Annotated in this window: 21 protein-coding genes and 2 tRNA genes; 14 read left to right on the top strand and 9 right to left on the bottom strand. The window is 41.0% G+C overall.

Annotation, left to right across the window (positions count from 1 at the left end; all coding sequences use genetic code 11):
* Positions 1–72: 72 nt before the first annotated feature.
* The 3 genes from EHR06_RS10390 to EHR06_RS10380 all read left to right on the top strand — a co-directional run bounded on the left by EHR06_RS10390 (position 73) and on the right by EHR06_RS10380 (position 3,739).
* Positions 73–504, top strand: a complete 432-nt coding sequence (locus tag EHR06_RS10390) for a YiiD C-terminal domain-containing protein (RefSeq protein WP_208757774.1) — start codon at positions 73–75, stop codon at positions 502–504.
* 299 nt (positions 505–803) lie between these two features.
* Positions 804–3,104 (top strand): neutral/alkaline non-lysosomal ceramidase N-terminal domain-containing protein, encoded by a 2,301-nt coding sequence (locus EHR06_RS10385; RefSeq protein WP_135756930.1) that lies wholly within the window; start codon positions 804–806, stop codon positions 3,102–3,104.
* Between the two features lie 89 nt (positions 3,105–3,193).
* Positions 3,194–3,739 carry a glutathione peroxidase gene (locus EHR06_RS10380; RefSeq protein WP_135757031.1) on the top strand — a complete coding sequence of 182 codons (546 nt, stop codon included), beginning with the start codon at positions 3,194–3,196 and terminating at the stop codon, positions 3,737–3,739.
* A 32-nt stretch (positions 3,740–3,771) separates the two neighbouring features.
* Here the strand turns inward: EHR06_RS10380 and EHR06_RS10375 are convergent, their stop codons facing one another.
* Positions 3,772–4,470 carry a dienelactone hydrolase family protein gene (locus EHR06_RS10375; protein WP_135756929.1) on the bottom strand — a complete coding sequence of 233 codons (699 nt, stop codon included), beginning with the start codon at positions 4,468–4,470 and terminating at the stop codon, positions 3,772–3,774.
* A 121-nt stretch (positions 4,471–4,591) separates the two neighbouring features.
* On the opposite strand from EHR06_RS10375, the gene EHR06_RS10370 reads away from it, so the two are divergent.
* From EHR06_RS10370 to EHR06_RS10360, 3 genes are read left to right on the top strand one after another with little or no spacing between them, the layout of a single operon-like run.
* Complete coding sequence (locus EHR06_RS10370) at positions 4,592–5,449, top strand: ChaN family lipoprotein (protein ID WP_135756928.1); 858 nt, start codon at positions 4,592–4,594, stop codon at positions 5,447–5,449.
* 47 nt (positions 5,450–5,496) lie between these two features.
* The gene (locus EHR06_RS10365) at positions 5,497–8,190 is read left to right on the top strand and encodes a transglycosylase domain-containing protein (protein ID WP_135756927.1); all 2,694 of its coding nucleotides are present in this window, start codon (positions 5,497–5,499) and stop codon (positions 8,188–8,190) included.
* The gene (locus tag EHR06_RS10360; protein WP_135756926.1) at positions 8,180–9,769 is read left to right on the top strand and encodes a hypothetical protein; all 1,590 of its coding nucleotides are present in this window, start codon (positions 8,180–8,182) and stop codon (positions 9,767–9,769) included. Before EHR06_RS10365 ends, EHR06_RS10360 begins: the two co-directional genes overlap by 11 nt.
* A gap of 15 nt (positions 9,770–9,784) precedes the next feature.
* Here EHR06_RS10360 and EHR06_RS10355 read toward each other — a convergent pair whose 3' ends face one another.
* Positions 9,785–11,119 carry an amidohydrolase family protein gene (locus tag EHR06_RS10355; RefSeq protein WP_135756925.1) on the bottom strand — a complete coding sequence of 445 codons (1,335 nt, stop codon included), beginning with the start codon at positions 11,117–11,119 and terminating at the stop codon, positions 9,785–9,787.
* A gap of 497 nt (positions 11,120–11,616) precedes the next feature.
* Between EHR06_RS10355 and EHR06_RS10350 the strand changes: the two genes are divergently transcribed.
* Positions 11,617–12,105, top strand: coding sequence for a Panacea domain-containing protein (locus tag EHR06_RS10350; RefSeq protein ID WP_167492289.1), 489 nt, complete (start codon positions 11,617–11,619; stop codon positions 12,103–12,105).
* Between the two features lie 383 nt (positions 12,106–12,488).
* Here the strand turns inward: EHR06_RS10350 and EHR06_RS10345 are convergent.
* Together EHR06_RS10345 and EHR06_RS10340 are read right to left on the bottom strand one after the other, a co-directional pair.
* A tRNA-Tyr gene (locus EHR06_RS10345) sits at positions 12,489–12,570 on the bottom strand.
* A 61-nt stretch (positions 12,571–12,631) separates the two neighbouring features.
* A tRNA-Thr gene (locus tag EHR06_RS10340) sits at positions 12,632–12,704 on the bottom strand.
* 88 nt (positions 12,705–12,792) lie between these two features.
* Here EHR06_RS10340 and EHR06_RS10335 point away from each other — a divergent pair.
* The 4 genes from EHR06_RS10335 (at position 12,793) to EHR06_RS10320 (ending at position 16,170) form a co-directional block, all read left to right on the top strand.
* A complete protein-coding gene (locus EHR06_RS10335; protein ID WP_086447090.1) occupies positions 12,793–13,176 on the top strand; it encodes a hypothetical protein in 384 nt (127 codons plus the stop codon).
* A 17-nt stretch (positions 13,177–13,193) separates the two neighbouring features.
* On the top strand, positions 13,194–14,018 hold the full coding sequence (locus tag EHR06_RS10330) for a transketolase (RefSeq protein ID WP_135756923.1): 825 nt from the start codon (positions 13,194–13,196) through the stop codon (positions 14,016–14,018).
* Between the two features lie 202 nt (positions 14,019–14,220).
* A complete protein-coding gene (locus EHR06_RS10325; protein ID WP_167492288.1) occupies positions 14,221–15,120 on the top strand; it encodes a transglutaminase-like domain-containing protein in 900 nt (299 codons plus the stop codon).
* Between the two features lie 90 nt (positions 15,121–15,210).
* Positions 15,211–16,170 carry a polyprenyl synthetase family protein gene (locus EHR06_RS10320; protein WP_135756921.1) on the top strand — a complete coding sequence of 320 codons (960 nt, stop codon included), beginning with the start codon at positions 15,211–15,213 and terminating at the stop codon, positions 16,168–16,170.
* A 63-nt stretch (positions 16,171–16,233) separates the two neighbouring features.
* Here EHR06_RS10320 and EHR06_RS10315 read toward each other — a convergent pair whose 3' ends face one another.
* Together EHR06_RS10315 and EHR06_RS10310 are read right to left on the bottom strand one after the other, a co-directional pair.
* Positions 16,234–16,773: a hypothetical protein gene (locus EHR06_RS10315; RefSeq protein ID WP_135756920.1), complete on the bottom strand. Its 540-nt coding sequence runs from the start codon at positions 16,771–16,773 to the stop codon at positions 16,234–16,236.
* A gap of 200 nt (positions 16,774–16,973) precedes the next feature.
* The gene (locus EHR06_RS10310) at positions 16,974–17,720 is read right to left on the bottom strand and encodes an LIC10920 family plasminogen-binding lipoprotein (RefSeq protein WP_135756919.1); all 747 of its coding nucleotides are present in this window, start codon (positions 17,718–17,720) and stop codon (positions 16,974–16,976) included.
* A gap of 152 nt (positions 17,721–17,872) precedes the next feature.
* Between EHR06_RS10310 and EHR06_RS10305 the strand changes: the two genes are divergently transcribed.
* Positions 17,873–19,015, top strand: a complete 1,143-nt coding sequence (locus EHR06_RS10305; protein ID WP_135756918.1) for an LBF_2804 family protein — start codon at positions 17,873–17,875, stop codon at positions 19,013–19,015.
* A gap of 43 nt (positions 19,016–19,058) precedes the next feature.
* Positions 19,059–20,093, top strand: coding sequence for an MBL fold metallo-hydrolase (locus tag EHR06_RS10300; protein ID WP_135756917.1), 1,035 nt, complete (start codon positions 19,059–19,061; stop codon positions 20,091–20,093).
* Between the two features lie 144 nt (positions 20,094–20,237).
* Here EHR06_RS10300 and EHR06_RS10295 read toward each other — a convergent pair whose 3' ends face one another.
* From EHR06_RS10295 to EHR06_RS10285, 3 genes are read right to left on the bottom strand one after another with little or no spacing between them, the layout of a single operon-like run.
* Positions 20,238–21,008 (bottom strand): ribonuclease H-like domain-containing protein, encoded by a 771-nt coding sequence (locus tag EHR06_RS10295; RefSeq protein ID WP_135756916.1) that lies wholly within the window; start codon positions 21,006–21,008, stop codon positions 20,238–20,240.
* 15 nt (positions 21,009–21,023) lie between these two features.
* On the bottom strand, positions 21,024–22,793 hold the full coding sequence (locus EHR06_RS10290) for an apolipoprotein N-acyltransferase (RefSeq protein WP_135756915.1): 1,770 nt from the start codon (positions 22,791–22,793) through the stop codon (positions 21,024–21,026).
* Positions 22,790–23,851, bottom strand: coding sequence for a lipase secretion chaperone (locus EHR06_RS10285; protein ID WP_135756914.1), 1,062 nt, complete (start codon positions 23,849–23,851; stop codon positions 22,790–22,792). Before EHR06_RS10285 ends, EHR06_RS10290 begins: the two co-directional genes overlap by 4 nt.
* Before the next feature lie 112 nt (positions 23,852–23,963).
* Between EHR06_RS10285 and EHR06_RS10280 the strand changes: the two genes are divergently transcribed.
* The gene (locus tag EHR06_RS10280; protein ID WP_135756913.1) at positions 23,964–24,989 is read left to right on the top strand and encodes an NAD(P)-dependent oxidoreductase; all 1,026 of its coding nucleotides are present in this window, start codon (positions 23,964–23,966) and stop codon (positions 24,987–24,989) included.
* The last annotated feature ends 8 nt before the right edge of the window (positions 24,990–24,997 follow it).

Below are 24,997 nucleotides of genomic sequence, written 5' to 3'. Positions count from 1 at the left end.
ATCTAAGAATAAATCGATCATCTACCTTCTTTTCGATTTGATATAAAACGAACGAAATTTCTAACTAGGCATATGACAGAGAAATTCGACGTTTTGTCCATACCGTTCAATGTACATATCCAGCTTTCCAGACCTAAACAGGGAGAGGATGCTCTCTTAGTCATGGAAGACAAACCAATCTATAAAAATCATGTAGGCTCCGGACACGCCGCAGCGTTATTCGCTCTCGCAGAAGGAAGCGGAGGTGAATATTTACTTTCCAGAGTAGCTTCTCTCCCTTTTGAAATTATTCCGGTTGTTCGCAAATCAGAAGTAAAATATAAGAAGCCAGCACAAGGCAGAGTAGTCTCCAGAGGAGTTATCGACGAACAAGAATGGTCCACGTTTATGGCCCAACTTGAGAAGAAGGGAAGGGCTGGACTTACCGTAGGGGTGGAACTTTTTGACGAGACCCAAGCGAATGTAGCAAGTTTTAGTTTCGATTGGTTTATCGCTAAGAAATAAAATTCTTTATAATAAGATCAGAGAATCGGCCCAAGTAAGGAATATGAGAGTGTATTTCTGCTTGGGCTATTTTATATATAGATCAGCCAATCTAACAGCCCCTACTTACATCGATGTACCGATCACTTATATTTTAATTATAAAATTGCTCAAGAAGTGATACATCGTCGTTCGAAATAAATTCAAAACTTATAATGTTTATTTCGAACGTAAGTGCTCACTTACATCTTTTTTAAAAATCGTTTGACCTTCCTTAAATTTCGGTTAACCCACTTTGTTGAACTGTGGAGGCAAGGGAAATGAAAAACAAATATACGAAATTTTTAACCCTAGCATTGACTCTGATATTCATCCTAACCGGTTGTGATCAGAAGTCGGACGACGATAAATTATTAGAACTGGCCGTTTCTTCTAATGGAGTGAAAGGATCCAGCTCTAATCCTATTCTAAATAGTCTCGCTTTACCTACATCTACTCCTGCGGATGTGTTCTTGGTAGGTGCAGCGAAGGCTGATATTACCGGACCTTTTGTGCAATCAAGCACCGGGTATAATAGTCCTGGTGACCAGATGTCCGGTTTGGCTATGAGGCTTTATTCCAGAGCGTTCGTGATTGAACGTCCGGGTGGAGCAAGGGTGGCGATTGTTACCAACGATATGATCCATATGTACCAAAGTGTAAAGATGGGTGTAGTTAAAAAGTTACAGGCCGACGGTTACGGATCTGCGTTTAATAATGATAATGTTCTTTTATTCGCGACCCATACACATTCCGCTCCTTCTAATATTTCCTGGTACACATTATTCAATCTATTCAACGGAGTGGTCGGTTTTGATAAGGTTCATTATAATATAGTAGTGAACGGTATCGCTGATTCTATCAAGGCGGCTTATAATAATAGAAGAGAAGCAAGGATTAAATTTGTCGCGGGAAATCTTTCCAATTTTGCGAATAATAGATCTTCTGCTGCGTATGCTTGGAACTTGGATAAAGCGAATTATTCTTCTAATATAAACGAGACCATGAGTTTGCTCCGTTTTGAAGGCACTGACGGTTCTCCGATCGGATTATTGAATTGGTTTGCGGTTCACGGAACTTCTCTCGGAATTACGAATCGTAGGGCACACGGAGATAATAAAGGTTACGCTTCTTACTTGGCGGAAAGCACATTTGGCGGGAATTTTGTGGCTGCATTCCCTCAGGGGCCTATGGGAGATGTGAGCCCGAATACACCGGATCCTTCCGATATTACAAAACCTTTCTTAAGACCGAATGATATTGATCCAAGTCTGGATTCTTTGGAAAACCCTATCGTTCATGGAACTAAACAAGGAGCTAGAGCATTAGAATTATATAATGCAGCTACCACCACTCTTACAGGGAATATCGGATACAGACATTCTCATGTTGTTTGGAATAATAAAGTGGCTGTAGATCCTTCTTATATCGGGACCTTCTCCATGCCTTGGGATACGGGCACGGGAAATACTACCTGTGTTGCGACAATCGGCGGTGGATTTTTGGCGGGAGATGAAGAAGGCGCTCCAGTAGAATTTGCAAAAGAAGGTGAGATCCGGAATGATTTCGTATTCGAGAATGGAGCTTGGGTTAAAAAGAATTATTCTTTGACCAACTTAAGCGGTGCCGCTCAGATCTTAGGGTATCTCTGGCCGCTTGCTCAATTAGCTTTGAGTTCCACAAAGTATGAGGCATGTGATAAGGAAAAATTCACTCTTCTTCCTGTGGGGGAAGTGGATAGTTTCTGGTTCCCGAATCCTCAGGTACCTTTTGTTCCAGTGGTCCTTCCTCTGCAAGTGATCACGATAGGAAATACTGCGATTGTGGCTTCTCCTTTCGAGGTAACTACGAACGCAGGAAGAAGATTGAAAGCAAAGTTAACTACAACTCTTGCACCGGTGGGGATCTCCAACGTGGTCGTAGGAGCAATGGCAAATGCTTATGCACAATATCTAACTACTCGTGAAGAATATTCCGCTCAGAACTTCGAAGGCGGATTTACCGCTTACGGCCCTTGGGCGAACGCGGCATTGATCCAAGAGTTTGATAGGATTGCAAAGGATATAGTAGCAAATCGTTCCACAACTGCAGGACCGAATCCTCCGGATCTTTCTAACCAACAGTTTGTGCAAACTTGGTTATCCCAAAACGGTATAGTGAATGATGGAGGAGATTTTGGAAAAGTTCTGACCGATGCAAATTCTTCCTATAATAGAGTCAAAGATAGCGTGACAGTGAAATTCCAAGGTTCACATCCAAGAGTGGTTCAGGATAAAAAACTGGATGGATCTCTTTCTTCTTTTTATGATCCGAATACTTATACGTATTTAGAGATCCAGAAAAAGAACGGAAGTTCTTGGACTACTGTTGCAAACGATAATAATCCGTATACGGCTTATGATTGGGCAAGAACAGGTGGAGATCTTTCTGCTACATCCGAAGTGACTATCACTTGGTTGATCCGCAACCAACAGGCAGGAACTTACAGGGTTGTATACAACGGTTTGGCAAAACAGTTCTGGGGAATTTTCTGGACTTATAAAAAATTCACCGGGACTTCCAGAGAGTTCGTTTTGCAATAAAACGATCTTCTGTAAAAAACCGGTTTAAGAGCTAGATATTATCCCGGAAACGGATGGACCTGTTTCCGGGATTCGGATATGATTCCACTATGGCTTTCAAATCCGTTTTGATCTTTCTTTCCTTATTGATTGTTTCCTCTTCTCTATTTGCAGCTCCTAAGGCTGTGTATGATTTTACCGTAAAGGATATCAAAGGAAAGGATGTGGCACTTTCCAAATACAAAGGTAAAACCTTACTTATAGTAAACGTAGCTTCCAAATGTGGGTATACCTACCAATACGAAAACTTGGAAAAGGTATACAAAAAATATAAGGGGAAGGGTTTCGAGATAGTAGGCTTTCCTGCGAATAATTTTCTTTCCCAAGAACCTGGTAGCGATGCAGAGATAGAACAATTCTGTAGAGTGAAAAAAGGTGCAACCTTTGATATGATGTCCAAGATCTCAGTCAAGGGAGATGACCAACATCCTCTGTATACATATCTCACTTCCAGTTCTCCTGATCCGGGTGATGTAAAATGGAATTTTGAAAAGTTCCTGATCTCTCCTACCGGTAAGATCGTAGCAAGATTTCGTTCCGGAACGGAACCGGATAGCAAAGAAGTCACTGATGAGATTGAGAAAAATTTAAAATAAGTCCGCGAATTGGAACTCCTACAAACAGTGCTCTACACATGTTCTTTCAAAAAAGCTAATGTGATTGCCCAGGCCTGAGCGGCGGAAGATTTATGATACGCCGCTCTTGCATCGCAGAAGAACCCATGCTCTGCTTCTGAAAAAACCAACTCCACATAATTTTTCCCTGAAGTTTTTAGTAATTCTGAGATCGCAGCTATATGAGTTTGTTTTACACTTCTATCCTTGCCTGCCCAAACCAAAAGTAAAGGTGCATTTTGTTTTGGGGCATATTCTTCCGAAGTTTGAACGATCCTAGAGCCGTAATACGAAACCGCCGCCTTGAAATTATAAAGTGAGTTTGCTAAAAACGAAACGTATCCGCCTAAACAATAACCGATGCTTGCAATTCTATCAGGAATACTTTTAGGATTTGTTTTGATCCAATCCAAAACCGCATCCAGATCGGATCGTAAATTTTCAGGAGTCAATTGGCTGAAATGAGGTTTTAATGCCATGAAGTCTTCATAACTTCCCGCAAATCCCGGAGGAGCAGTTCTGTAATAAAGTTCCGGAGCGACCGCAAGATAACCTTCTTTAGCAAATCGAATTGCAATATCTTTGATATGATCGTTTACTCCAAAGGCTTCCTGCAATACTAAAATACAAGGAGAAGGAGAAGAATCCGGATAAGCTACGAATGTTTGCATTTCTCCATGAGCCGTTTTGATAGTAACAGTTTCCGTATTCATCTTCACCTCTACAAAAGTGGTAGAATGATCCGATCATTCGGATCTTTGTCGATCGATTTACAACCTTCTAATGCCTATTTAAGTTCTTTTCTTTTTTCTTTCGATTTCCAAACTAAGTTTCATGCTGGTCCGTATTTTTTGGTTCCTTCTTCTTTTTCCTTCTTTCTTATTCTCCCAAACTTTTACTCCTGAAATTTATGATTCAAAAAGTAAATCTAAGGTGGAGCTTTCGTCTATCATCGAAAAGGCGAAAGATGCTGATGTCATTATTTTCGGAGAAGAGCATAATGATAAGGTTGGACATGCTTGGAAATTGGAGGCTTTCAAAAGATTGACCTCGACATATTCTACACTTCTTTCCTTGGAGATGCTGGAGAAGGACCAACAAAGATCCGTGGATGAATACTGTAAGGGAGAGATCACTGAAAGAGGTTTTTTGAATTCGGGAAAATTTTGGCCGAATTACCAAACGGATTATCATCCTATGGTTTCTTTTGCGAAAGAAAAAAATCTCCCGGTGCTTGCGGCTAACGCTCCCAGAAAATATGTGAACCTTGTATCTCACCAAGGATTGGATTCTTTATATAAGATCAGATCTCCCTTTCTTCCCCCTAGATATACTTATAATTTATTCAGACAAAAAGAATACGAAGAACTTCTGTCCGCAATGATCGCAGAACATTCGCCCACGGGATTTACTCCTGATAAACAAAAATTTATAGATGCTCAATATGTTTGGGATGCTTCTATGGCAGACTCGATTGCAGAGGCATACTTTTTACTAAAAAGAAAGATAGTGCATGTGAACGGAAGATTTCATTCTGATAGAAGTTTGGGGCTGACATATCGGCTGAAACAGATGGGCCTGAATGTTTTGACTGTAAGCATTTTCCCTTCGGAAGAAGGCAAAAGTTTTCAAGAAGAAGATTGGAAATTGGCGGATTTCCTGGTAATCACCGAAAGAAAACCCGTACCGTAACACTTTCTTGCTTGTAGGGTTAGCGGATCTCTCCGACATTAATAGAGATGTTGGAAACCAAGGTCCGCACTCTTACAGAATCTAAGTTTGAATGCCTTTCTTGCGGAACCATTTCCAGGCTGCCTGAAGGAGTTCCCACCGGGACTGTTTTTAAACTCACTTGTTATCGCTGCGGCCAGAAGGCATTGGTCAAATATGTATCTTCTCCTTTGGAAGTCCGAGAAGGATCTCCATTGGCGCCGTCTCCCAAAGAGGAGATGCCCGTTACTCCTCCTGTTGGAATTCCAACATACCAGGAAAGAGAAAGAACTGTTGTTCGTCCTATCCAAGAAGAAGTCCCCAAAGAATCTCCAATTGCAAGTTTTTTAGAAGGTATCCAGTCCAAATGGGAGAATTGGAAAGAGTCCTGGTCTAAAAATTCTTCCGAAGATCGTCCTTGGTTCCAAAAGGTCAGGACCGAAACAGAGACTCCTACTGCATTCCATCGTCCTATCAAAACCTTGTCGGAAAGATTATTAGAAAAGGGAAGAAGGTTCCAATTTCCTAAATTCCGTCCGAATATCTGGCTCGTTCTGATCCCTTTACCTTTGGCATTAGTGTTCCTGATCTTTTTCTGGATGGGAGTCATCCAAAGAGAAGCAGAAGTTCCCGGTCTATTAAGCATTTTTTATATTCATCAACCGACCGTCATCTATGATAGGGACGGCAGAAAGGTTTCCGAAATTTTCGGCAAAAAGACAAGCAATTTAGAATGGGAAGCTTATCCTGAGAATTTAAAAAGAATGGTGCTTCTTGTAGAAGACCGAAGCTTTTTCTCTCATGGTGGAATTCATTATTCTTCAGTGCTTAGAGCGTTCTTCGTAAATATTATCAGTCTTCGATTTAAACAAGGCGCTTCTACAATCACGCAGCAGCTAGCTCGTATCCTTCTGAATGATCGTGAAAAAAGTTTGGGAAGAAAGTTGAAAGAGGCTCAACTTGCCTACGCTCTTGAATCTTCCTTGGACAAAGAAAAGATCCTATTACATTATATGAATAATGTGTATTTGGGTCATGGCGCCTTCGGATTTGCCAGCGCGTCCGAGTTTTATTTCGGAAAAAAACCGAAAGACTTGAATGTATCAGAGATGATCGTTCTTGCTTCTTTGGCATCCGCTCCCAATCGTTTTTCTCCATTAAAAAATCCTGATCTATCTTCCGGAAGAGTAGAGGCGATCGTCCGATCTTTGGAAAATGACGGTGCATTAAAAGAAGACCTAAGACCTGCGATCCAAGACATCTACCAAACATTCAACACCCGCTCTCCCGGGGAAACAGTGTATGGAAATCGTAAGGATGATTCTCCTTATGTGACCGAGCATGTCAGAAAATTTCTCCAAACTATGTATCCTGATACGAATATATATGAAAGCGGAGGATTTTCAGTTTATACCACAATTTCCCAGCCTGTTCAGGCTGAATTGCAAAAGGTAGTCAAAACTCATGTGGAAAATCTTCTGAAAGGAGGACAGGTTAGACGAAATCGTCTTACTGAAAATGGTAAAAATTCCGATGTAACTCCTTTTAGGAATTTAGTCGCGGATCTTTCTCCTGCATTGGAATTATTCATAGATACCGATCGATTTGTAACCGGCGGAGACAGCGGGCTTCAGGCCGCGGTGGTAGCAGTGGATCCCCAGACTGGAGATGTTCTTCTTTTACATGGAGGAACGGAATTCAAGTCTGATAATCAATTTCCTAGAGCCACCGGAATGTATAGACAAACAGGATCTACGATCAAGCCGATCCTGTATTCGGAAGCGATCGATTCAGGGATCGCAAATCCTGCGACTCATATCTTAGACGCACCTTTGATCTATAAAAACTCAGTTTCGAATTGGATGCCTGAGAATATAGGAAACCAATACGATGGAGATATTTCTCTAAGAGTTGCACTTGCAAAATCCAAGAACACTGCAGCGGTCCAAATCGCCGAAAAACTAGGATTAGGCGAGATTTCCTCCGCATTCGAAAGGTTCTTCTTTCCGGAAGAGAAAGTTCTGAAAAGCAGATTCAGACGGGATTTGTCATTGGCATTGGGTTCCTTGGAACTTTCTCCTTTAGAAATGGCTTCTGCATATTCCGCGTTTGCGAACGACGGAAATATAGTACGACCTCATTTGATCGAAAAAGTGGTGGATAGAGCGGGTAACGTTGTTTACCAAAGAAAGGACCAGGACGAATTCAATTTGAAATGGCCTCAAACCAGAAAAGCGATCACACCTCCTACTGCGGAGATCATGGTGGATCTACTACATGGAAGCGCAAATCATGCAGGTGTGCGAAACACAGGCTATAGGGGAGAAGTCGCCGGAAAAACAGGGACCACAAACGATCATAGAGATGCTTGGTTCGTAGGAGTAAGACCTGGGATCTCTATGGCGGTTTGGCTGGGTTATGATTCTCCAAGTTTTGGAATGGGAAATTCTGCGTTAGGCGGAACAATTGCCGCTCCTTTATGGGGAACCATCGCTAAATTATTCGATTCTGCGGAGTCCGGTGATAAGGAAGAAAGAAAAAAATACCAATACTCTCAAAGAGCAGTAACTTTGGAAATCTGTCCTGAGTCCGGAAAACTTCCCGGGCCGGATTGTCCTAAAAAGACCAGTGAATTATTTCATCCATCTCATCTTCCTGCGGAGACCTGTCCTCTCACCCATAAGTCGGATGCAAAACAGGAGCTTTTGAAGAATGTTTTCTAAAAGAAAGAATGCGGTTCTTTTCTTTCTGGTATTTTCTTTATTCCCGAGTTTGAGTTTCGCGGTGTCTTATGAAGAAGCTTACGAGTTAGAAAAACTTTCTCCCGTATTTGCGATCCCATTATACGAAGAAGTAGTCAGATCTTCCGGCACAGGGGACTTTAAAAAAACTGCATCTTCCAGGCTCTACTTTTTATACGAAAAATTTAATAAATACCTTCCTGCCATCCAATACCAAACAAGAGCAGGAAGTTTGAAAAACAAGAAGGGAGAATGGTCTTCTCTCGTAAAAACACTCTCGGACGGATTGGGAGTCACACCGTTCTCCTTATTAGCAGTTATAAATTCTTGCTCAAAGGAAACTCCGGTTTGGGAACCGCCTGAACCAACCGTACATCCTGAAACAGGAGAACTGATCCAACCGACTCCTCCTGATCCATACAGAGTATTATCCAAAAAAGAAAATCATTCTTTGATCCGTCTTTGTTATTCTCTTAAAATGAAACAAAGGGATTTTGAAGGATGGGATAATGTATTCTTTTATCTGTTTTCCAAAGATGTTCTCACAAGAGACGAGGCTCTCCCGCTTTGGGTAGGATCTTCTATACAATCCGGAAAAGGAACACCGTATAAAAGAGTATTTCTGTCCGGAAGATTCAAAGAATTAAGCAATGAATCTAAATCGGACCTATTATTCTTATACGCGAAGTTTCTCAGGCATAACGGAAAATTCGAATCCAGCACCAGATATTTTCTGACAAGCAGCACCTACGCTTCTTCCAAAAGAGGAAAATGGGAGACTGCAAAAAATCTGCTGATCATGGATAGAAAAAAAGAAGCCTGCACAATGATCGGAGATTCGTTCAACGCAGGCGATGAATCCGAAATATTAATGAAGAAGATCTGCCAGTCCGGTAATTGGGACTGGATCCAAACCTATTTGCCTGCTCTCAAAATTTTAATGAGAGAAAATCCGGATCCGGTATTTGCTTATGCACTTGAAGGTGGAGGTAGAGAAGCAATCGATCTATTTCTAAAACAAGTAGGTTCCAAAACTTCAGATAAAGATGACGACTCTGAAGAAGATTCCGAATCAGCGGATATTCTAAACAAACTTATCCCTCCGGAGAACAGGAATAAATTTCCATTCTGGGATGCTCGAGACAAAGAAGCGGATCTTGTGGTCCCGGACAGAGCAAAATATTTATGTAAGATAATACGTAGGCCATTCTTCGGGACTCCTTCGATACAACCTCAGTTCTGCAAAGAAGTTTCTCCTGGAAGTTTGGAAACATTACTTTCTATCGTGGCAGAAGAAGAGGAAGAAGCGAGTTTTGCATTTGCAGATCCTGCTTATCTTCCTCTTTCCGTAAAATGGATCTGGAAAAACGGAGAATCCGAATCGAATGCGGAGCCTGCGTTACCAAAAATTTTAGGTCCTTCTTCCGAACCTGGCCCTTGGAATCTGGAATATATAGTATATCGTAAAGTTCTAAATCGTGCTTACGCTGAGATCCGGATCAAGGATAAATACTTTGTGGTTTCCGTAAAACCTTCTTATGTGGTTTGGAGTAAGAATTAAAAGAATTGCTCCAACTTACTGTTGAACTCCCGCTCGCCAAACATTACGAATCGATAAAGTATCAGAAATATTCTGAAGCGGATCTCCATCCACCAAAATTAAGTCCGCTCTTGCACCTGGAAAGATCCTGCCCCGATCGTTTAGACTAAATCTTTTCGCTGGAACGGAAGTTGCAGCACGCAACGCTTCTATAGGTTTGAATCCCGCGGCTACTAATAATTGTAATTCATGATGAAGACTTGCTCCATGAGCAAGCCCCCCAAGATCTGCGATAGGCTCAGATACATCGCTTCCGGCTAATATATCAACGCCTGCTTTATGAAGAGCTGCCACACTTTCGAAGGAATCTTCAATCTTTCCTTTAGGATAAACATTCATATTTTTGGAAAGAGCTTCTAGCCATTCTTTGCTCAATTTGGAACTAACACGTTTATCTTCAAGTAATGTGCGAGGACTATTCCCGAAAGCGGTAGAAAGTGTAGTTAATGTAGGCACAATAAAAGCACCGGAAGATTTAATTTCAGAGATAAATTCTTTGTCAGGTTTCTTATCAAAGAACATATGCGCTAATCCATCCACCCCTGCAGAAATTGCTCTACGTCCTCCTGAAACAGAAGTGACATGAGCGATTGCCATCTTGCCTCTACGATGAGCCGCCTTTACGGAAGCAACTAAGGTTGCATCGTCAATTACAGGAAGTCCAGGAGTGCCTACAGTATCTCCATCTTCAATAATGATCTTAATGAAGTCGGAACCTCCTTCTACTTGTTTGTCCACAAATTGGATCGCTTCTTCCGGAGTGGAAACGAATGGATAACGATAAAATGTTTTTAAGAACCAGTTGCTGCTCAACTGCATGTATTGTGTAGGATGTCCACCAGGAGGAGTGATCCCCATACCTGCGGAACGCATATCGGCAATATCATTCCGATTTGCAAGCTGCCAACGCTCCCAAAACATCCATTGGCCTGTCATCTCCAGTTCAGTAGTAACTCCGAACAAGAGAGCGTCATGTAAACCATCGATATCAGTATGAACATGAGAGTCTATCAGGCCAGGCATTAACATTCCGCCTTTTGCATCTATAATAGCAGCGCCTTCGGGAATATCTCCACCGATAGAATGAATACGATTCCCTTTGATGATCAGAGTGTGATCCTGGATCAGATCTTTTCCATCAAAAATATTTGTATTGATGATCGCGATCGTTTGAGCTTCCGAAGCGGAAGATTTTTTGCAGTCAATCAAAAGGAAGCACGCGGCTATCACTGTTATTACAGCTACTGCAAATGTTTTTAAAACGTCACTCTTGGTTTTTTTATAAGTTTTAATCGATCTATTAAAGTTCATATCCAGGTTCACTTCAAAATTAATTCTACAATTTCTTCGGGGGATTTTTTATTCTGAACACTGATCTCTTCCAGAGACTCAGAAGGATTATCTATGGTAATATGATTCTTTTTTGAGTTTCATGAATAGCTCTCTTGTTCTTCATGAGACCTTGGTTGGTGTGCAGGTTCCCTTAATTCATGATTTGGGCGACTCTCTCGCTTCGCAAGAGAGCGCGCTGCTTCGGGTTCGCGCATCCGCGCTCATCCGGGCCAAGCCCGGACTAAAGCCCTGCGCATCGCTGTCGCGGTTGTTGGAATATTTTTATATAAAAACGGAATGAATATTCTTAAATTTATTACTCCCTTTTAATTTATTCCGTCAAAAAACAGTGTACAGATATGTAAACGAATGATAAGATGTAGTCCGTAGGTAAATCTATGCTCGAGTTCCACTATAATTCGGAAAAAACCATCGAATCTATTAGTTACCTTTTGTCAAAGGCAGAAGGTTCAAAAATGGAAATCATTCGTTTGATAAAAATGTTATACTTTGCGGACCGAGAAGCTCTCAAAGAATATAATTTTCCGATCACGGGGGATAGTTTTGCATCTTTACCTTATGGACCGATAGTAAGTAAAACTTATAATAATATTAAAAAGAATGTCGAACTACCATCTCTATTTAACGATTATCTTATACGGGAAGATCGATGGATTCAGTTAAAGAAAGAAAAGGCAATTAAGAAACTTTCTGAAGCCGAAATCGAGATATTAGATGAGGTATTTCATAAATATATTCATTATACGGTAGCGCAGTTAATCGACTATTGCCATAATTCATCTTTAGTGCCTGAATGGCGTGACCCGGGAAGTTCAAGTATTCCCATTGATATCGAAGATCTACTTGTCTTCTTAAATAAAACTCAAGACGAAATAAAATCCATTAAGGAATCTTTAAAGGAGCATAACGAAATTACTTCATTTTTATCGAAATATGAGCCTTAAACCGGGTGACTCATACTTCGATGCGTCAACGGGTAACTTTAAGCGGCATCTTTATTTCGTTTTAGGAATAGATAAATTTAGAGAAAAGAATATTGGCGAGAAATGTTCCAGCTTCGGAAGAACTTATGATACGCCTTATCAATGGAGCGAAAAAGTCTAGGTTAATTCCATTAGAAGTGAAAGAATTTATTAGATCCCTTTATCCTGACTGATACTAGATAATGAAAAACGGATTCGCCTCCCCTTCGCTCGGCACTCCTGCCTCGCTCGCGTAGGCTCGTCGCAATGCTTGCTCGACTTCCTGTCTCGCATCGCTCTATTCGAATCCTTCCGAACTTTTTTGTGTATTAGGATTTAGTTTTAATGGGAAAGGAAGAAATTTTTGGGCAGGGAAGGATTCGAACCTTCGAAGGCTGGGCCAGCAGATTTACAGTCTGCCCTCGTTGACCGCTTGAGTACCTACCCGTTGTTGAGAGCCATTATTTTTGCTCAGGGTGGCCGGTCAATCTTATTCGGAAAATGAACGAGCTGCCTATAGGAATCGAACCCACAACCGTCTGATTACAAATCAGATGCTCTACCAATTGAGCTAAGGCAGCGTTCAAGAGACAGTTTTCGAAATCATTTTGTCGGGTCAATCGATTAAAAAGGATTTTCTCCAGCTTTCGAATATTGTCTTTTGGACAGATGTCTCTTTTTCTGATCAATACCGGAATGACTCTCTCTATCCTATTTTTTTATACGGGTTATTGGTTTCGTTTTCGGAATAACCGATTGCATAGGATCTTTAATTTGGGAGGGATCCTTTTCAATTTGAGCACTGCGGTTTATTTGCTCGGTTTAAAGTATTTAGGACCAGGGATAGAGCAGTCAGGCCTGATCGCAACTGTTGATAAACTGTATATAGACATTCATAGAGCGATTGCGGCTATTACACTTATTCTGATGTTACTCATGGGTTGGTCCGGACTGACTAGAAAAAAAGAATTCCATAGGAAGCTTCATTTTATTTTTCTACCATTATACACACTCGTTTATCTATCGGGACTGTTTTTGTTCCGCTCGAATTAATACCGGAGCTTGTTTACGTGGAAGACACCAAAGAAATCAAAATATTCGCCAATAATATCCGCAAAAACGTGATCAAAATGGTCACTGCGGCAAAATCCGGTCACCCGGGAGGTCCTCTCGGACTTGCGGATATCTACGCAGTATTATACAAAAAGGTCCTAAATCATAAACCTAGTGATCCGGATTGGGAAGATAGAGACAGGCTCATCCTTTCCAACGGTCACGTATGCGCAGTACGTTATGCTGCCATGGCTCAGGCTGGATTTTTTCCTGAGTCTGAACTTCTTACTTTTAGGAACATAAACTCTAAATTACAGGGACATCCTTCTACCCGTTATTTAAAAGGGATCGAAAGTTCTTCCGGATCTTTGGGCCAAGGACTTTCCGTTGCAGTCGGGATCGCTTTAGGTGCAAGACTTTCTAAAAAAGACTACAAAGTATATGCATGTATTTCCGACGGAGAATGTGGAGAAGGTATGACCTGGGAAGCGGCTCAATCCGCCGCTCATTACAAAACAGATAACCTCATCGCGTTTATGGATAAAAACGGGATCCAGATCGACGGATTCACCAAAGACGTGATGAATCTGGAACCTCTTAATAAAAAGTTTGCCGCATTCGGATGGAATGTATTAGAAGCGGACGGTCATAATATCGGATCTATTATCTCCGCTTTCGAAAAGGCAAAAACTCATAAAGGTTCTCCAACCATTATTCTTTTCGAAACAGTACTCGGAAAAGGTGTCTCTTTCATGGAAAATAATCCAGGATGGCATGGAACTCCTCCGAATGCGGAACAAGAAAAGAAAGCGTTAGAAGAATTAGAGCAAGTAACCGCTTAATCCTCTTGGGTTAGAGAAAGAAATTTTTCTAACCCGAATATTTCTATTAACATAACAAAAGTCTCATTTAATTTTTCCGATCACTTGAATAAGTGTGTTCGAAAAAGATGGAAGACATAGTTAATTTATACTGCTCATCCTTTTTTACACAATCATTTCAGATCCGAATTGACTTTCGTTTTTGAAATCGGATTTTATAGATATGCAATCCTCCGATTCTTTTTTCGGTACAGTTCCCTTTCCTCCGGACAAGATCGAGGATAAGTTTTATCAGTTAGAGTTTTCTTCTCTTCAAGATAAATCTAGGATCATAAAAGAGATCGCCGGCATGATCCCTTGGCAAGTCAGGGTCCAGGAAATTGCAGATGAACTAAAGGATCCGACTCTTAGAGTTTTTGCACGTTCCGTAAGCGCTGCAGTTCATTCCGAAAGGATCAGTTATCGTTATTCTATCTTAGCGGAAAAGGGTCATCCGAATCATTACGATGATCTAGAGGAGGGTGTGTTCCTTCTTTCTTCCGTGATCGATCCCGATCTTTCTTATTTGGAGTTTAGGACTTATCTGGATAAGATCGCTATCCGTGTCGAAGAGTTAGTGGATCTGAACGAAGATCTCGCTTCCGACGAAGTTAAAGTACATTTTTTAACCAGGGTCCTCTCCCAGGAAGAAGGTTTCGGCGGAAACCACGACCAGTATGAAGATCCGAATAATTCTTATCTTCACAAGGTGTTCTCTTCTAAAAAAGGGATCCCAATTTCACTTTCCGTTATCTATTTGTTAATAGCTCATAGGCTGCAGCTCCCATTATACGGGGTGAATATGCCTCTACATTTCCTTCTTCATTTCGAATCTTCCGAATTTCAGACTTATATAGATTCCTATCATGGTGGAGTGATGTTGGATCGTTCTACTTGCATTCGTTTTCTAAAAGCGAACGGATTCCAGGCCCATGAAAGATATTTCACACATGCAAGCAGTCTGACAATTCTCAAAAGAATGTTCCGCAATCTGATCCATATCTATCGTAAAAAAGAGGATAGAGATATGGAAAAGATCCTTTCCCGTCATCTTCTTGCCTTGGACAATAAATGGAAACCTTGACCAGAAATTGGTCCGGAACTTCTCTCCTCGCGTCCTTTACTGCTTGAGCCAAAAATTCGTTTCTAAATACTGTCGTAACAGGAAACCCGCGTGAAAGCAAAAGGATTGAAGGATCTCTTAGTCCGTAAGTTCGATAAAAAACTAAAAGATATCATAGACGAAGATCTACGAATTCTGGCCGAGATCAAAGAATATACGATCCGATCCGGTGGAAAGAGGATACGTCCTATTCTACATTATTGCCTTTGTAAGATCTTGGGCTATAAGGGAGATAAATATTCCGATGTAGGTGCGATCGCTGAGCTGATCCATGCCGCCAGCCTTCTTCATGACGATGTGGTGGACGAGGCCCAAACTAGGAGAGGAATGCCTAGTGTTCCCTCTAAATTCGGGAATAAAACTTCTATTTTGGCGGGAGACTATCTTCTCGCATGCGGGATAGATCATCTAAATAGTTTGGGTTCTCCGGATCTAATGGATCTGTTTACTACAGTGATCAAGGATCTTTCCGTCAGCGAACTCATTCAGATGGAATGGGAAAAAAATCCCAAAATTACATTAGATATTTATAATAAAGTGGTCTATGGAAAAACAGCATCTCTATTCGGGGCGGTCTCGGAAGCGGCCGGAATATTGGCGGATATCCCTAAAAAGACCAGAAAAAAACTGCATGAATTCGGGATCCGCTTGGGTTCTTTATTCCAAAAACAAGACGATGCAATCGATTATTTCCAAGCCGGAGACCAAACCGGAAAAATCCCTCTAAAAGATTTTCGAAATGGTCTGTATACTTATCCGATCTTGAAATTATTAGAGATTGCGGACAAGAACGATAAAAAGCTGACTCATTCTTTATTCTCTAAAGAAGAACGAAACTCGGATGATGATTTGGTCATCCTTTCTTTATTGAACCGATATAATATTCGAAAAAGTTTGAACGAAGAATTCGCGGCAGATGTAGAAGGTTTATTAAACTTCTTAAAATCTTATCCTGAGTCTAACGAAGGTAATCTTGTTAAGGAACAATTCCGCAAATTGATGGAAGTCTGATCCCTAAAAATTGCGGGAAAGAAGGCGAAAGAGTTTCTCTCGCCTTCTGCGGCAAATAAACTGTTATTTTTTGCCTGGAGCTTTCACTTGCATTTTAGAAACTTCTTCCAAGAACTTTTTGATATTCGCTCTTGCGGAATTTTCATTTGCTAGTCTAAGTCTTTTTACGCCGAATATTGCATCGCCCATTGTGGCTTCACCGGACTCATCGACTAAAAGTTCGGAAATTACCTGAGTCCCTTTAGATAGAGTGTATTTGATTTTCGTTTTTACCGTAAAAGTAGTTCCGAAATAAGGTCGATCCACGTCTACGATCTCGATCTTAAGATGCCAATTATTCCCGAATTGTTCTTCGAGGGTCTCAAAAAGACCTGCTGCCGCTACGGATTCTTTTACCGCTGCAGTGAATTCCTCATCGGATATTTTAGAGATCCAAAATGGTAAAGTGATACTTCCACCTACGGATTCGTTGATATAGATCTTATCTCCGACTTTTTTTGGAGCTTTAAAGTCGGTGACTCTCATTCCGTCTCTGTTGGCAGGGAAAGCGCAATTAAACATTACTAACGCAGAGGCGATTAGGAAAATAGTTTTACGATTCATTTTTGTCCTTATAGGGGTTAATTTAGAGTAGTATGATTTTCTAAAGCGCGTGACGGTCAAATATTTTAGATGTCGGGTGGTGCCTTATAATAATATAAGTTGGTCGGTGTATCCCATTTGGGGTAACTAAAAGAAGGGATACGTATAAAAAAGCCGCGAGGGGACCCGCGGCTTTTTCGGCTCTTTACGCTAAACTTTGATCATTGGCTGGTAGTAGAAGAACCGGAAGGAATCGCGTTACTTGTACAGTTGATATCACCTTTGATAGAAACCGTAGGGCCACTCGCAGTATTCGTATTATAACATTTTAAACCGTCTTGGGTATAACACATACTGGAAGAAGTAGCGGATGTACAGTTGATAAAGTCCGTAGTATAACATTGGGTCAAAGCAAGACCTGCAGATCCGGCTGTTACTTTGTTTCCCACTAAATCCACGGTAACCGTCAAATAAGAGAGTGCCTGTGTGCTAGAAGTCCCAGTATCCACAGGTACCCCACTTCCTCCCCAGAAAATTTTTCCGTAGTTTGCTACAACTGGAGAAATTCCCAATAAAGGTAAGCCCGAAAAGGAAAACCCTTGCTGGGCATCCACTGTTCCTTGGTTTTGAGTCGCATCGTAAACGAATTTCAAGGTTACGAATGCTCCCGTGGTAAAATACATCCTGGAATTGATCGTGAATAAATTCGTAGTGGAACCTGTGCTTGTAGTAGTTCCGGTAGTTGTCCCGGTGCCGGAACTGGAATAAGGAGTTGCACTTCCGCAGTTGGAAGTTTTGTCCTTATCGATCTCTCCCTGAATAGGGAAGGTGGAACCGTCGGTTCCAGTAACAGTAAGGTCTACTTTATTCGTATCACCGGTATTACAAGACACAAGCACCGCGGCCGTGGCGACTAGGCCTAAAAATGCAGGGAATAATTTGGATATAAACGGTTTGGAGAACGCCATAATTCTAATATCTATCTTCGGAAAATCATGGTCAAGAATGAAATCTTGGGAACGAAAACTCGACCTGTTGGGCCTTAGACCCTGAAAACTCCCTGGAAGGTTCCAGCATTGAGTTGACTTACCTCCGATTTTGGTTTCCGATCGTCCTCCTGATGAATGAAAAGGCCGAATCTTATTCAGATTATAAACCGGGTGTTTTGGAAAAATGGGGCATCAAAATTCTTCGGAATTATGTCAATGCGGAGAAGGAAGAAGAAAAGACTCTAGGACCAAGCTCTGATTTCTTCCCCAAAAGTACTAGGATCATTCGTTGGGCTTCCTTCTTAGGATTACAGATCGGATTTTGGACCACTTACTTTATCATCTTAGTGGAGAAACTTTTTCCGGAATCACCTGAAACATTCTCTCCGGAGTTTATAGAAAAATGGAGTTATGCAGGATCGGCACTTACGGTCGGGACAATCTTAGAATTTTATCTTCTCTATAAATTAGGACTATGGGCCTCCTATAAACTCACAAAACTTTCAGGAATTCAATTGGAAGAAGATCCGGACCTTGTAACTGGAAACGCAAATCTACTCTCGAGAATGGCGCTGGAAATACCGGACCCGGATCTAAAACTTTTAGGAATAGATCCACTGCGACTCACAGACAAAAGAAGTTTGCTGATAAGAACATTTTTTTATAAAACCAAAGTTTTACTTTCCAACCTGATCGCAAAGATCGTGCTCCGAAAAATTTTAGCGAGAAACTCACTACGAGTATATGCGGATTATATCGCAGCTCCTATTACTGCAATCTGGGATGGAGTGGTCATGTATCTGATCTTAAAAGAACTTAGGATCAGATTACTTTCCAGGATCATAGCAAAAGAAGTCACGGACGAAATATTACAAAATAAGGATAAACTTAGTAAAGAGGGGAAGATCGCATTTTTAGCCGCGGTCGGAAACTCGGTAGTATTCACACAAATATTCCATCCCAATTTGGAATACATGCTGATCAAAATGCATAAAGGATTCGGTTTGAATTCTCAAAACGGATCCTTGGATGATCTGGACACATTCGGAAGTTTGGTCTCCCAATTATCTAGGGAAGAAAAGAAGGCCTGCTTGAGATTATTATGTATCTCATGTTCCTTCGACGGAAAACTATCAGCGTTCGAAACAAAACATATTAAACGAATTTTGGGAGAAGAAGCGAAAGAAAATTTAGACTCGATCCGGATTCTTTCCGAGTATATTCGAAAAGGAAATTTAGAAGCTTGCAGAGAAAGGAGTCGCTTATTTTCCTAGAAGACGAACTAGGCAGTTTGATTTAGCCAATGGAGAATCGAGTTTGAAAATATATCATTATGACTCAATTCCAGATGTAAAAGAGATCGGGGACGGAATTTTTAAAACGGAGATCCCTCAGCCGTTTTATGCACCCAATAATATTTATATTCTTCCGGCTGGAGAACCTGCACTTATAGATTCGGGTTATCTTGCCAATTTAGGAATGCTCCAAAGAGCGCTTCGAAAGATCGGACTTAGCTTAAGTAAGATCAAACATATCTTTTATACTCATAATCATTTGGACCATCTGAGTGCCGTTCTTACGATCCGTTATTATACGGACGCAAAACTATACGCAATGAAAGGAATGGCCTCAGGCATCGGAAATTATCTGGAACATGTGGAAATGTTCAATAGAGCTTCTAAACGTCTGGTGTACAAAGGACATAGAGTTCCGGAAGATCGCAAAAGAGAATTGATAAGAATAGAAGAAGGAAATCTAAACTTAAGAAATACATTAAGTAGAGGAACTCGTATCGATCCTATCTTAAAATTCGATATAGAATTAGAAGAGGGAGATGTGATCCATGCCGGCGGAAGAGATATCGGCTTTTTGCATACTCCAGGCCATAATCTTTGGCATCTCACTCCTTATATCCTGGAAGAGAATATATTTTTCACGGGAGACCTGGTTCTCCAAAACATCTCTTCTATTTATGCGGAGATAGACGGAAACCTAGAGGATTATTACCGTTCCTTAGAAAGGATTTCCAAAATGAGCATTCGCAGATTACTGCCTGCTCATGGACCGGAGCCTGAGTCTCCTCAAAAGGCAATTAAACTTCTTCATAAAACGCTACAGATCTTAGAAAGAGGTGTGATCCGCAGACTTAAGGAAAAAGAATACGATCTTTCCGCTCTAACTTTAGAAGCTATGGGGGAGAAGGTTGCTAATTCAGGATATTATAATACTGCGATGGCGATCCTACATTCTATGGTCCGCAAGTTTATAGACAAGGGCTGGGTGGAAATTATAGAAACGGAACCACCTTATGAAACTTATCGATGGATCGCTGAATCAGAGTCCCAGAGTTAAGAGAGCCGCGGAGAAGAGGCGCAGAGTTTTTTTCTCACGCAGAGCCGCGGAGAGATTTTTTCGGAAAAGTAGCTAAGCTAATAATATCTCTGCGTCTTAGCGCCTCTGCGTGCCCAATCTTTGCGGTTCAACTTCCTCTGCGTCTCAAACCTCGGGGATCACTTCCCCAAAAAATCGTGTTTCTTTGATCTTTAAGTTATAGGCTTTGATAAACAAAAGTTCCAGGTTGACCACGTCTTCTTTATTATATTTTAAAAGAAGGTCCAATGCGTCTTGGTCATCGTATTGAACATACTGCCACCATAATCTAACTGCATCCGCGCCATTCACTTCGTAGGGAAGATCTCTTTTGATACCTAATGCCTTCTCGCATCCTTTCAAGCCGCCTTTGATCCCAAGGCTTCTAAGAATATACATTAGATCCAAATGACGGTTCTTGAATTTTTTACCGAATTCTTTTTCTAAAAATGGAACATCGAATGCTGCTCCATTATAAGTCACAAAAACGTGAGAAGAGGAAAGTTCTTCCGGAAAATCATCCATATTCCTTCCTCTCAGATATGTTTTGAAATTTTTACCGTCATAGGTCCCGACAACAGTCACAAAGTCGCCGCTCCCTAAACCGGAAGTTTCAATATCTAAGTAGAGAAGATTTTCTCTGATGATCGGGAACAGTCTCCATTTTTGCTGGCTGGGTAGAGCGAAGAAAAAATAGTCCCAGTTCTTTCTATCCATTTCCTTTCTGGAAAAATCCAGAGAGTCCAATAGTAATCTGGAATGCATGTCTGAGGGAGACTTTACTTTTTCTTTTAATACTTCTCTGAGTTCGTTCCAATGAAGAATTCCTTGGTCCCAGAGTTTTCCCTCCTCGATCACGTCGATGCCGGGGAGATGACAGAATGTATGTTCTAACAAAGATCCCCCTTGGAGTTAACCCTTAGTTTTGAAAGATACCTTTTTTCCTACAAGGAAGAATAACGTGAATACCAGGATCGTATATAAATAAAAAGGAAAATTTCCCCATTCTGAATAGAATGTATTTCCTCCTTCTTTCAATTTTGTAGCAGGAAGTAAAAAGGATCTGGTGTTCTTTTCTCCATATTTTGTCGGATGATTTAGATTTCTACCATAAGGATCCACCGCGAGCGAAATTCCTGTAACTGCAGGACGCACCATTGTGAGTCCGAATTCTATCGCTCTAAATCGAACCGCTCCCGCATGCTGCCAGGCTTCCACTTCGGAAGAGAACCAGGAATCATTTGTAGGATTTACAAAAAAAGTATACGTATCCTTGGATGCGAATTTTACGGAGTCTCTTACAAGATAAGAGAACATTGCCTCGTAACAGATCAAAGGTAAGATCTGGTAGGAAATATTTTCTTCCTTGCCGGAGCCGGCTAAAATTGGACGGAAATGATCCGGATTTTGGATCAAAGGAGTTTCTTCTTCCGTAGGCAAAGAGGGAAGTCTTTCTCTTCTCAAAGAACGATTTCCCATCAGAGGTTTAGGGTCTTCTCCAGGAATATAAAAGGAAGTCTCCTTAAACAGTTTTCTTAAAAAAGGAAATACGGATTCGAAAGGAATATATTCTCCGAAAGCAAGTAATCTTCTTTTATCGTAACGTTGCACTTCTCCATTAGAAGAAGAAAGAAGTGTGACCTGGTTTTTTAAACCTTCCGGAAAACGATTCAATTCATTGTATAAAATATCCGCGCCGGACTTATACGTTAGATACATTAATGCGCCGTGATATGTGGAAGAATATACTCCTTGTCCCGGATTTTCATTCGGAATGGTTCCATGGAACGGGACAGCGGATTCGGGTAAAAATAAAAGATCGGGAGGCGGAGAAGTTTCCAAAGAAGAACGAAGTCCCAGCTCCAAACTTGTGCTGATCGTTTGCCCTACGAATTCAGGATTTTCAGCCAGTTCTCTTTTGCCGGGACTAGTATTAGGCTGTATTAGAACTCCTGAAAGTTTTAAGATCCCATCTTCAATTGCTGGAGTGGAACTCGGAACGGTATAATCCGGAGCGGAATAAAGCCTGAAACTTCCTAAGGTCCAAACGATCCCGAAAATAAGGATCCCGGCAATCCCGTATCTTTGTCCGAAGGCATTTCTAATTAAAACTAAAGAAGAACTTCCTAAAAGTAGAAAAAATCCTACTCCAAATATTCCGGTCCAAGATGCGATTTGAGAAAAGGAAAGATTTCCTTCCGCTAAATTTCCCCAGTACCAAGGGAAAAGTTGAGGCATGATCAGATCGGATAAAACCCCCCAAATAGGAAAGATCAACCAGCCGAATAGAATGGATCTCTCCGGAGAGTTTATATGCTTATTATATAAAAATAAACTGAAATTCCATCCTAAGTAAAAGACGATCAGTTTGCAGTGGGAGAAAACACCATATACCAGAAATAGGGCCCAGGAAATACCTGCACCTGCTCCCGAAATTGCGGAAATAGAAGAGGGGATCCAGAAAAATACGATCAGATTAATGATCTGAGAAAGTCCCAAAAGCCAGAAGATCGCAGATCTAAGTCTCCATTCTTTTAATTCTAAAAATAGAAGATAGGCGCATAACGCGGAGAGTCCTCCCGCAGGAAAAAATTCGAAGGGCTCCATTCCGAAAAGGATTCCGGACGCAATTCCGATCAGGTATAAAAATGGACGGATCGGATTTCTGGAAAACCGGATCATTTGCCTTGCAAACGTTTTTGGTCTTCTTCCAAGGCTTTTCTTCTACCGTAAGCCTCCGCTTCTTCTTGTCCTAAAATTTTAACTCTGATCTCGTTCAGAGCTTTTTCTTTTTCTTCAGGTCTTGCAGTAGGATGGCTTTTTAGCCAGTTCTGTTCTTCTTGTGCGGTTTGCTCTTCCTTCTTCTTTTCCGCATCTATTTCTTTTAGGACTTTTTCGATCCTATCTGCTCCGTCCTTACCGAAATATTTTTCTCGGATCGCACGGACCTGAGGATCTTTTTCCGCAGCGGATAATTTGTTTAGGTCCGCTTCTTTAAAATAGAGTTCAGTTTCGTATTTATTGAACTTAGGCTCTCTTTTGTTGATCGTATTATAATAATTTCCGTAAACTCCCTTACGATATTCTTCATATCTTGCGAGTTTTTTGTCTCCGGGAAGATTTTTGACCTCGCTTAGGAATTGGTCGTATCCGTACTGGAATTCCTTCTCCGCTTCTTCTAATCCGAAGATCAACTTGGCATCTTGGTCCGAGAAAATTTCTCTTCTTTTCTTCTTTATGATCTCGTAAATTTCTTCCTGGCTTTTGCCTCTAGGTTGTTCGAATTCCCTTAATACCATCTCATAAGAAAGATATTTTCTGAAAAGACCGACTAGCCTTTCTCCATCCGCTCCAGGATACTGTTCTAAGATGAAAGCTTTTACTATTTCGTTACATTGTTCCGGAGTATAATCCGCGGGACATTTCCTTCTCAATTCCCAAAGAGAAGATACAAGATCCAATTCTCCATTCGCAGCATATTTCAGGATCTCATCGTAGCTTAACCATTGGCCGTCTTTATATAATTCGCGAGAAGTAGCCATGATCTCCGGATTGATGATCCATTCTCCATTCTCGTTTTGAGTTACAGTAAAGCCTGGAGAATCTCCTCCATCAAAACCGAATTCTTTGCCGGTTGAGCCGGGTTCCCAGAGAAGGAATATGATCAGTAATATAAGGATTAAAAAACCAGAGGCAAAAAGCCAGATTTTCGGGGGGATTTCTTTTAAACGTTCTAACATTTGAAATATTTACCGGTTGGAAAGCATTGAAGGTATGGATCGGGTGCGAGAAGGCAAGAGTTTTTACGGAAAATAAATTGGCGATTCAGGTCCTTTTTTAAAAGATTCCTTCATGTCTCTTCCTATTCTTTTTTATCCGGAAGGAACCGTAGGCGCTTCGGAAATTTTTTCCCATTTCCGGAACTTAGACATGAGATCTTATCCCGCCAAATCTCCGGAAGAGATCGAAAAGTTTAAGCCTACAATATTGATCGCAAACACTAGACTCAAGGTGGATCGAGAGACCTGTCGAACGTTCCCTAGTGTAAAAATTTTTGCGACAGTGAGTTCCGGAACAGATCATGTGAATTTTTCGGATCTCAAAAAAGAATCCAGGGTATTCATCAATTCTCCAGGAAGCAATGCAGGTTCTGTCGCTGAATATTGCTGGGTTTCCCTTCTTCATTTTTTTTCGGAAGAAGAATTGAAAAAGAAGAATGTAGGCATCATCGGTTTCGGGAACACAGGCAAGACATTCGCTAAAATTTTAGAAAAGAAGAAGGTTCCTTATATCTACAACGACCCTTTTATCAAAGATCGATCTGTTCCTTTAGATGAGATCCTAAAATGTTCCATAGTCAGTCTGCATGTTCCTCTTACTGCGGATGGTCCTTATCCTACGGTAAACTTGCTCGACGAAGATAAAATTTCCGAATTGAAAGAAGGTACACTTCTTCTGAACACAAGCAGAGGAGAAGTTTGGTCCGAAGATACTTTCCAAACTATTTTGAACAGAACGGATCTATACAAGGTGATGGATGTGTTTTCTCCGGAACCTCCTAAGGGAAAGATCGCGGAACAAATGGCGGGTTTAGAAAATTCGATCTTCACTCCTCATATCGCAGGTTATAGCCAATTGGGAAGACTACTTGGCACCTATAGACTTGCGGAGAAGTTATGTATTTTATATAAAGAGAATAAACTCCCTCCACTTTCCGAATTTTTGAGATCGGATCAACCTATCTCTACGGAAACTTTTTTAAAAGAAGAAGATCATAAATTAAGAAACTCTTGGAAAGATCAGGACTGGGAATATTTCGAAAGAAGAAGAAATTCTTACCCGGCCAGAAAAGATCTAGGACTTGCGAATTTAGATTAGAAAAGAAT

The sequence above is a fragment of the Leptospira dzoumogneensis genome (genome assembly GCF_004770895.1).
Classification (GTDB): Bacteria; Spirochaetota; Leptospiria; order Leptospirales; family Leptospiraceae; genus Leptospira_B; species Leptospira_B dzoumogneensis.
The sequence above is the reverse complement of the archived record's forward strand: the minus strand, read 5'-3'. Positions and strand labels throughout refer to the sequence as shown.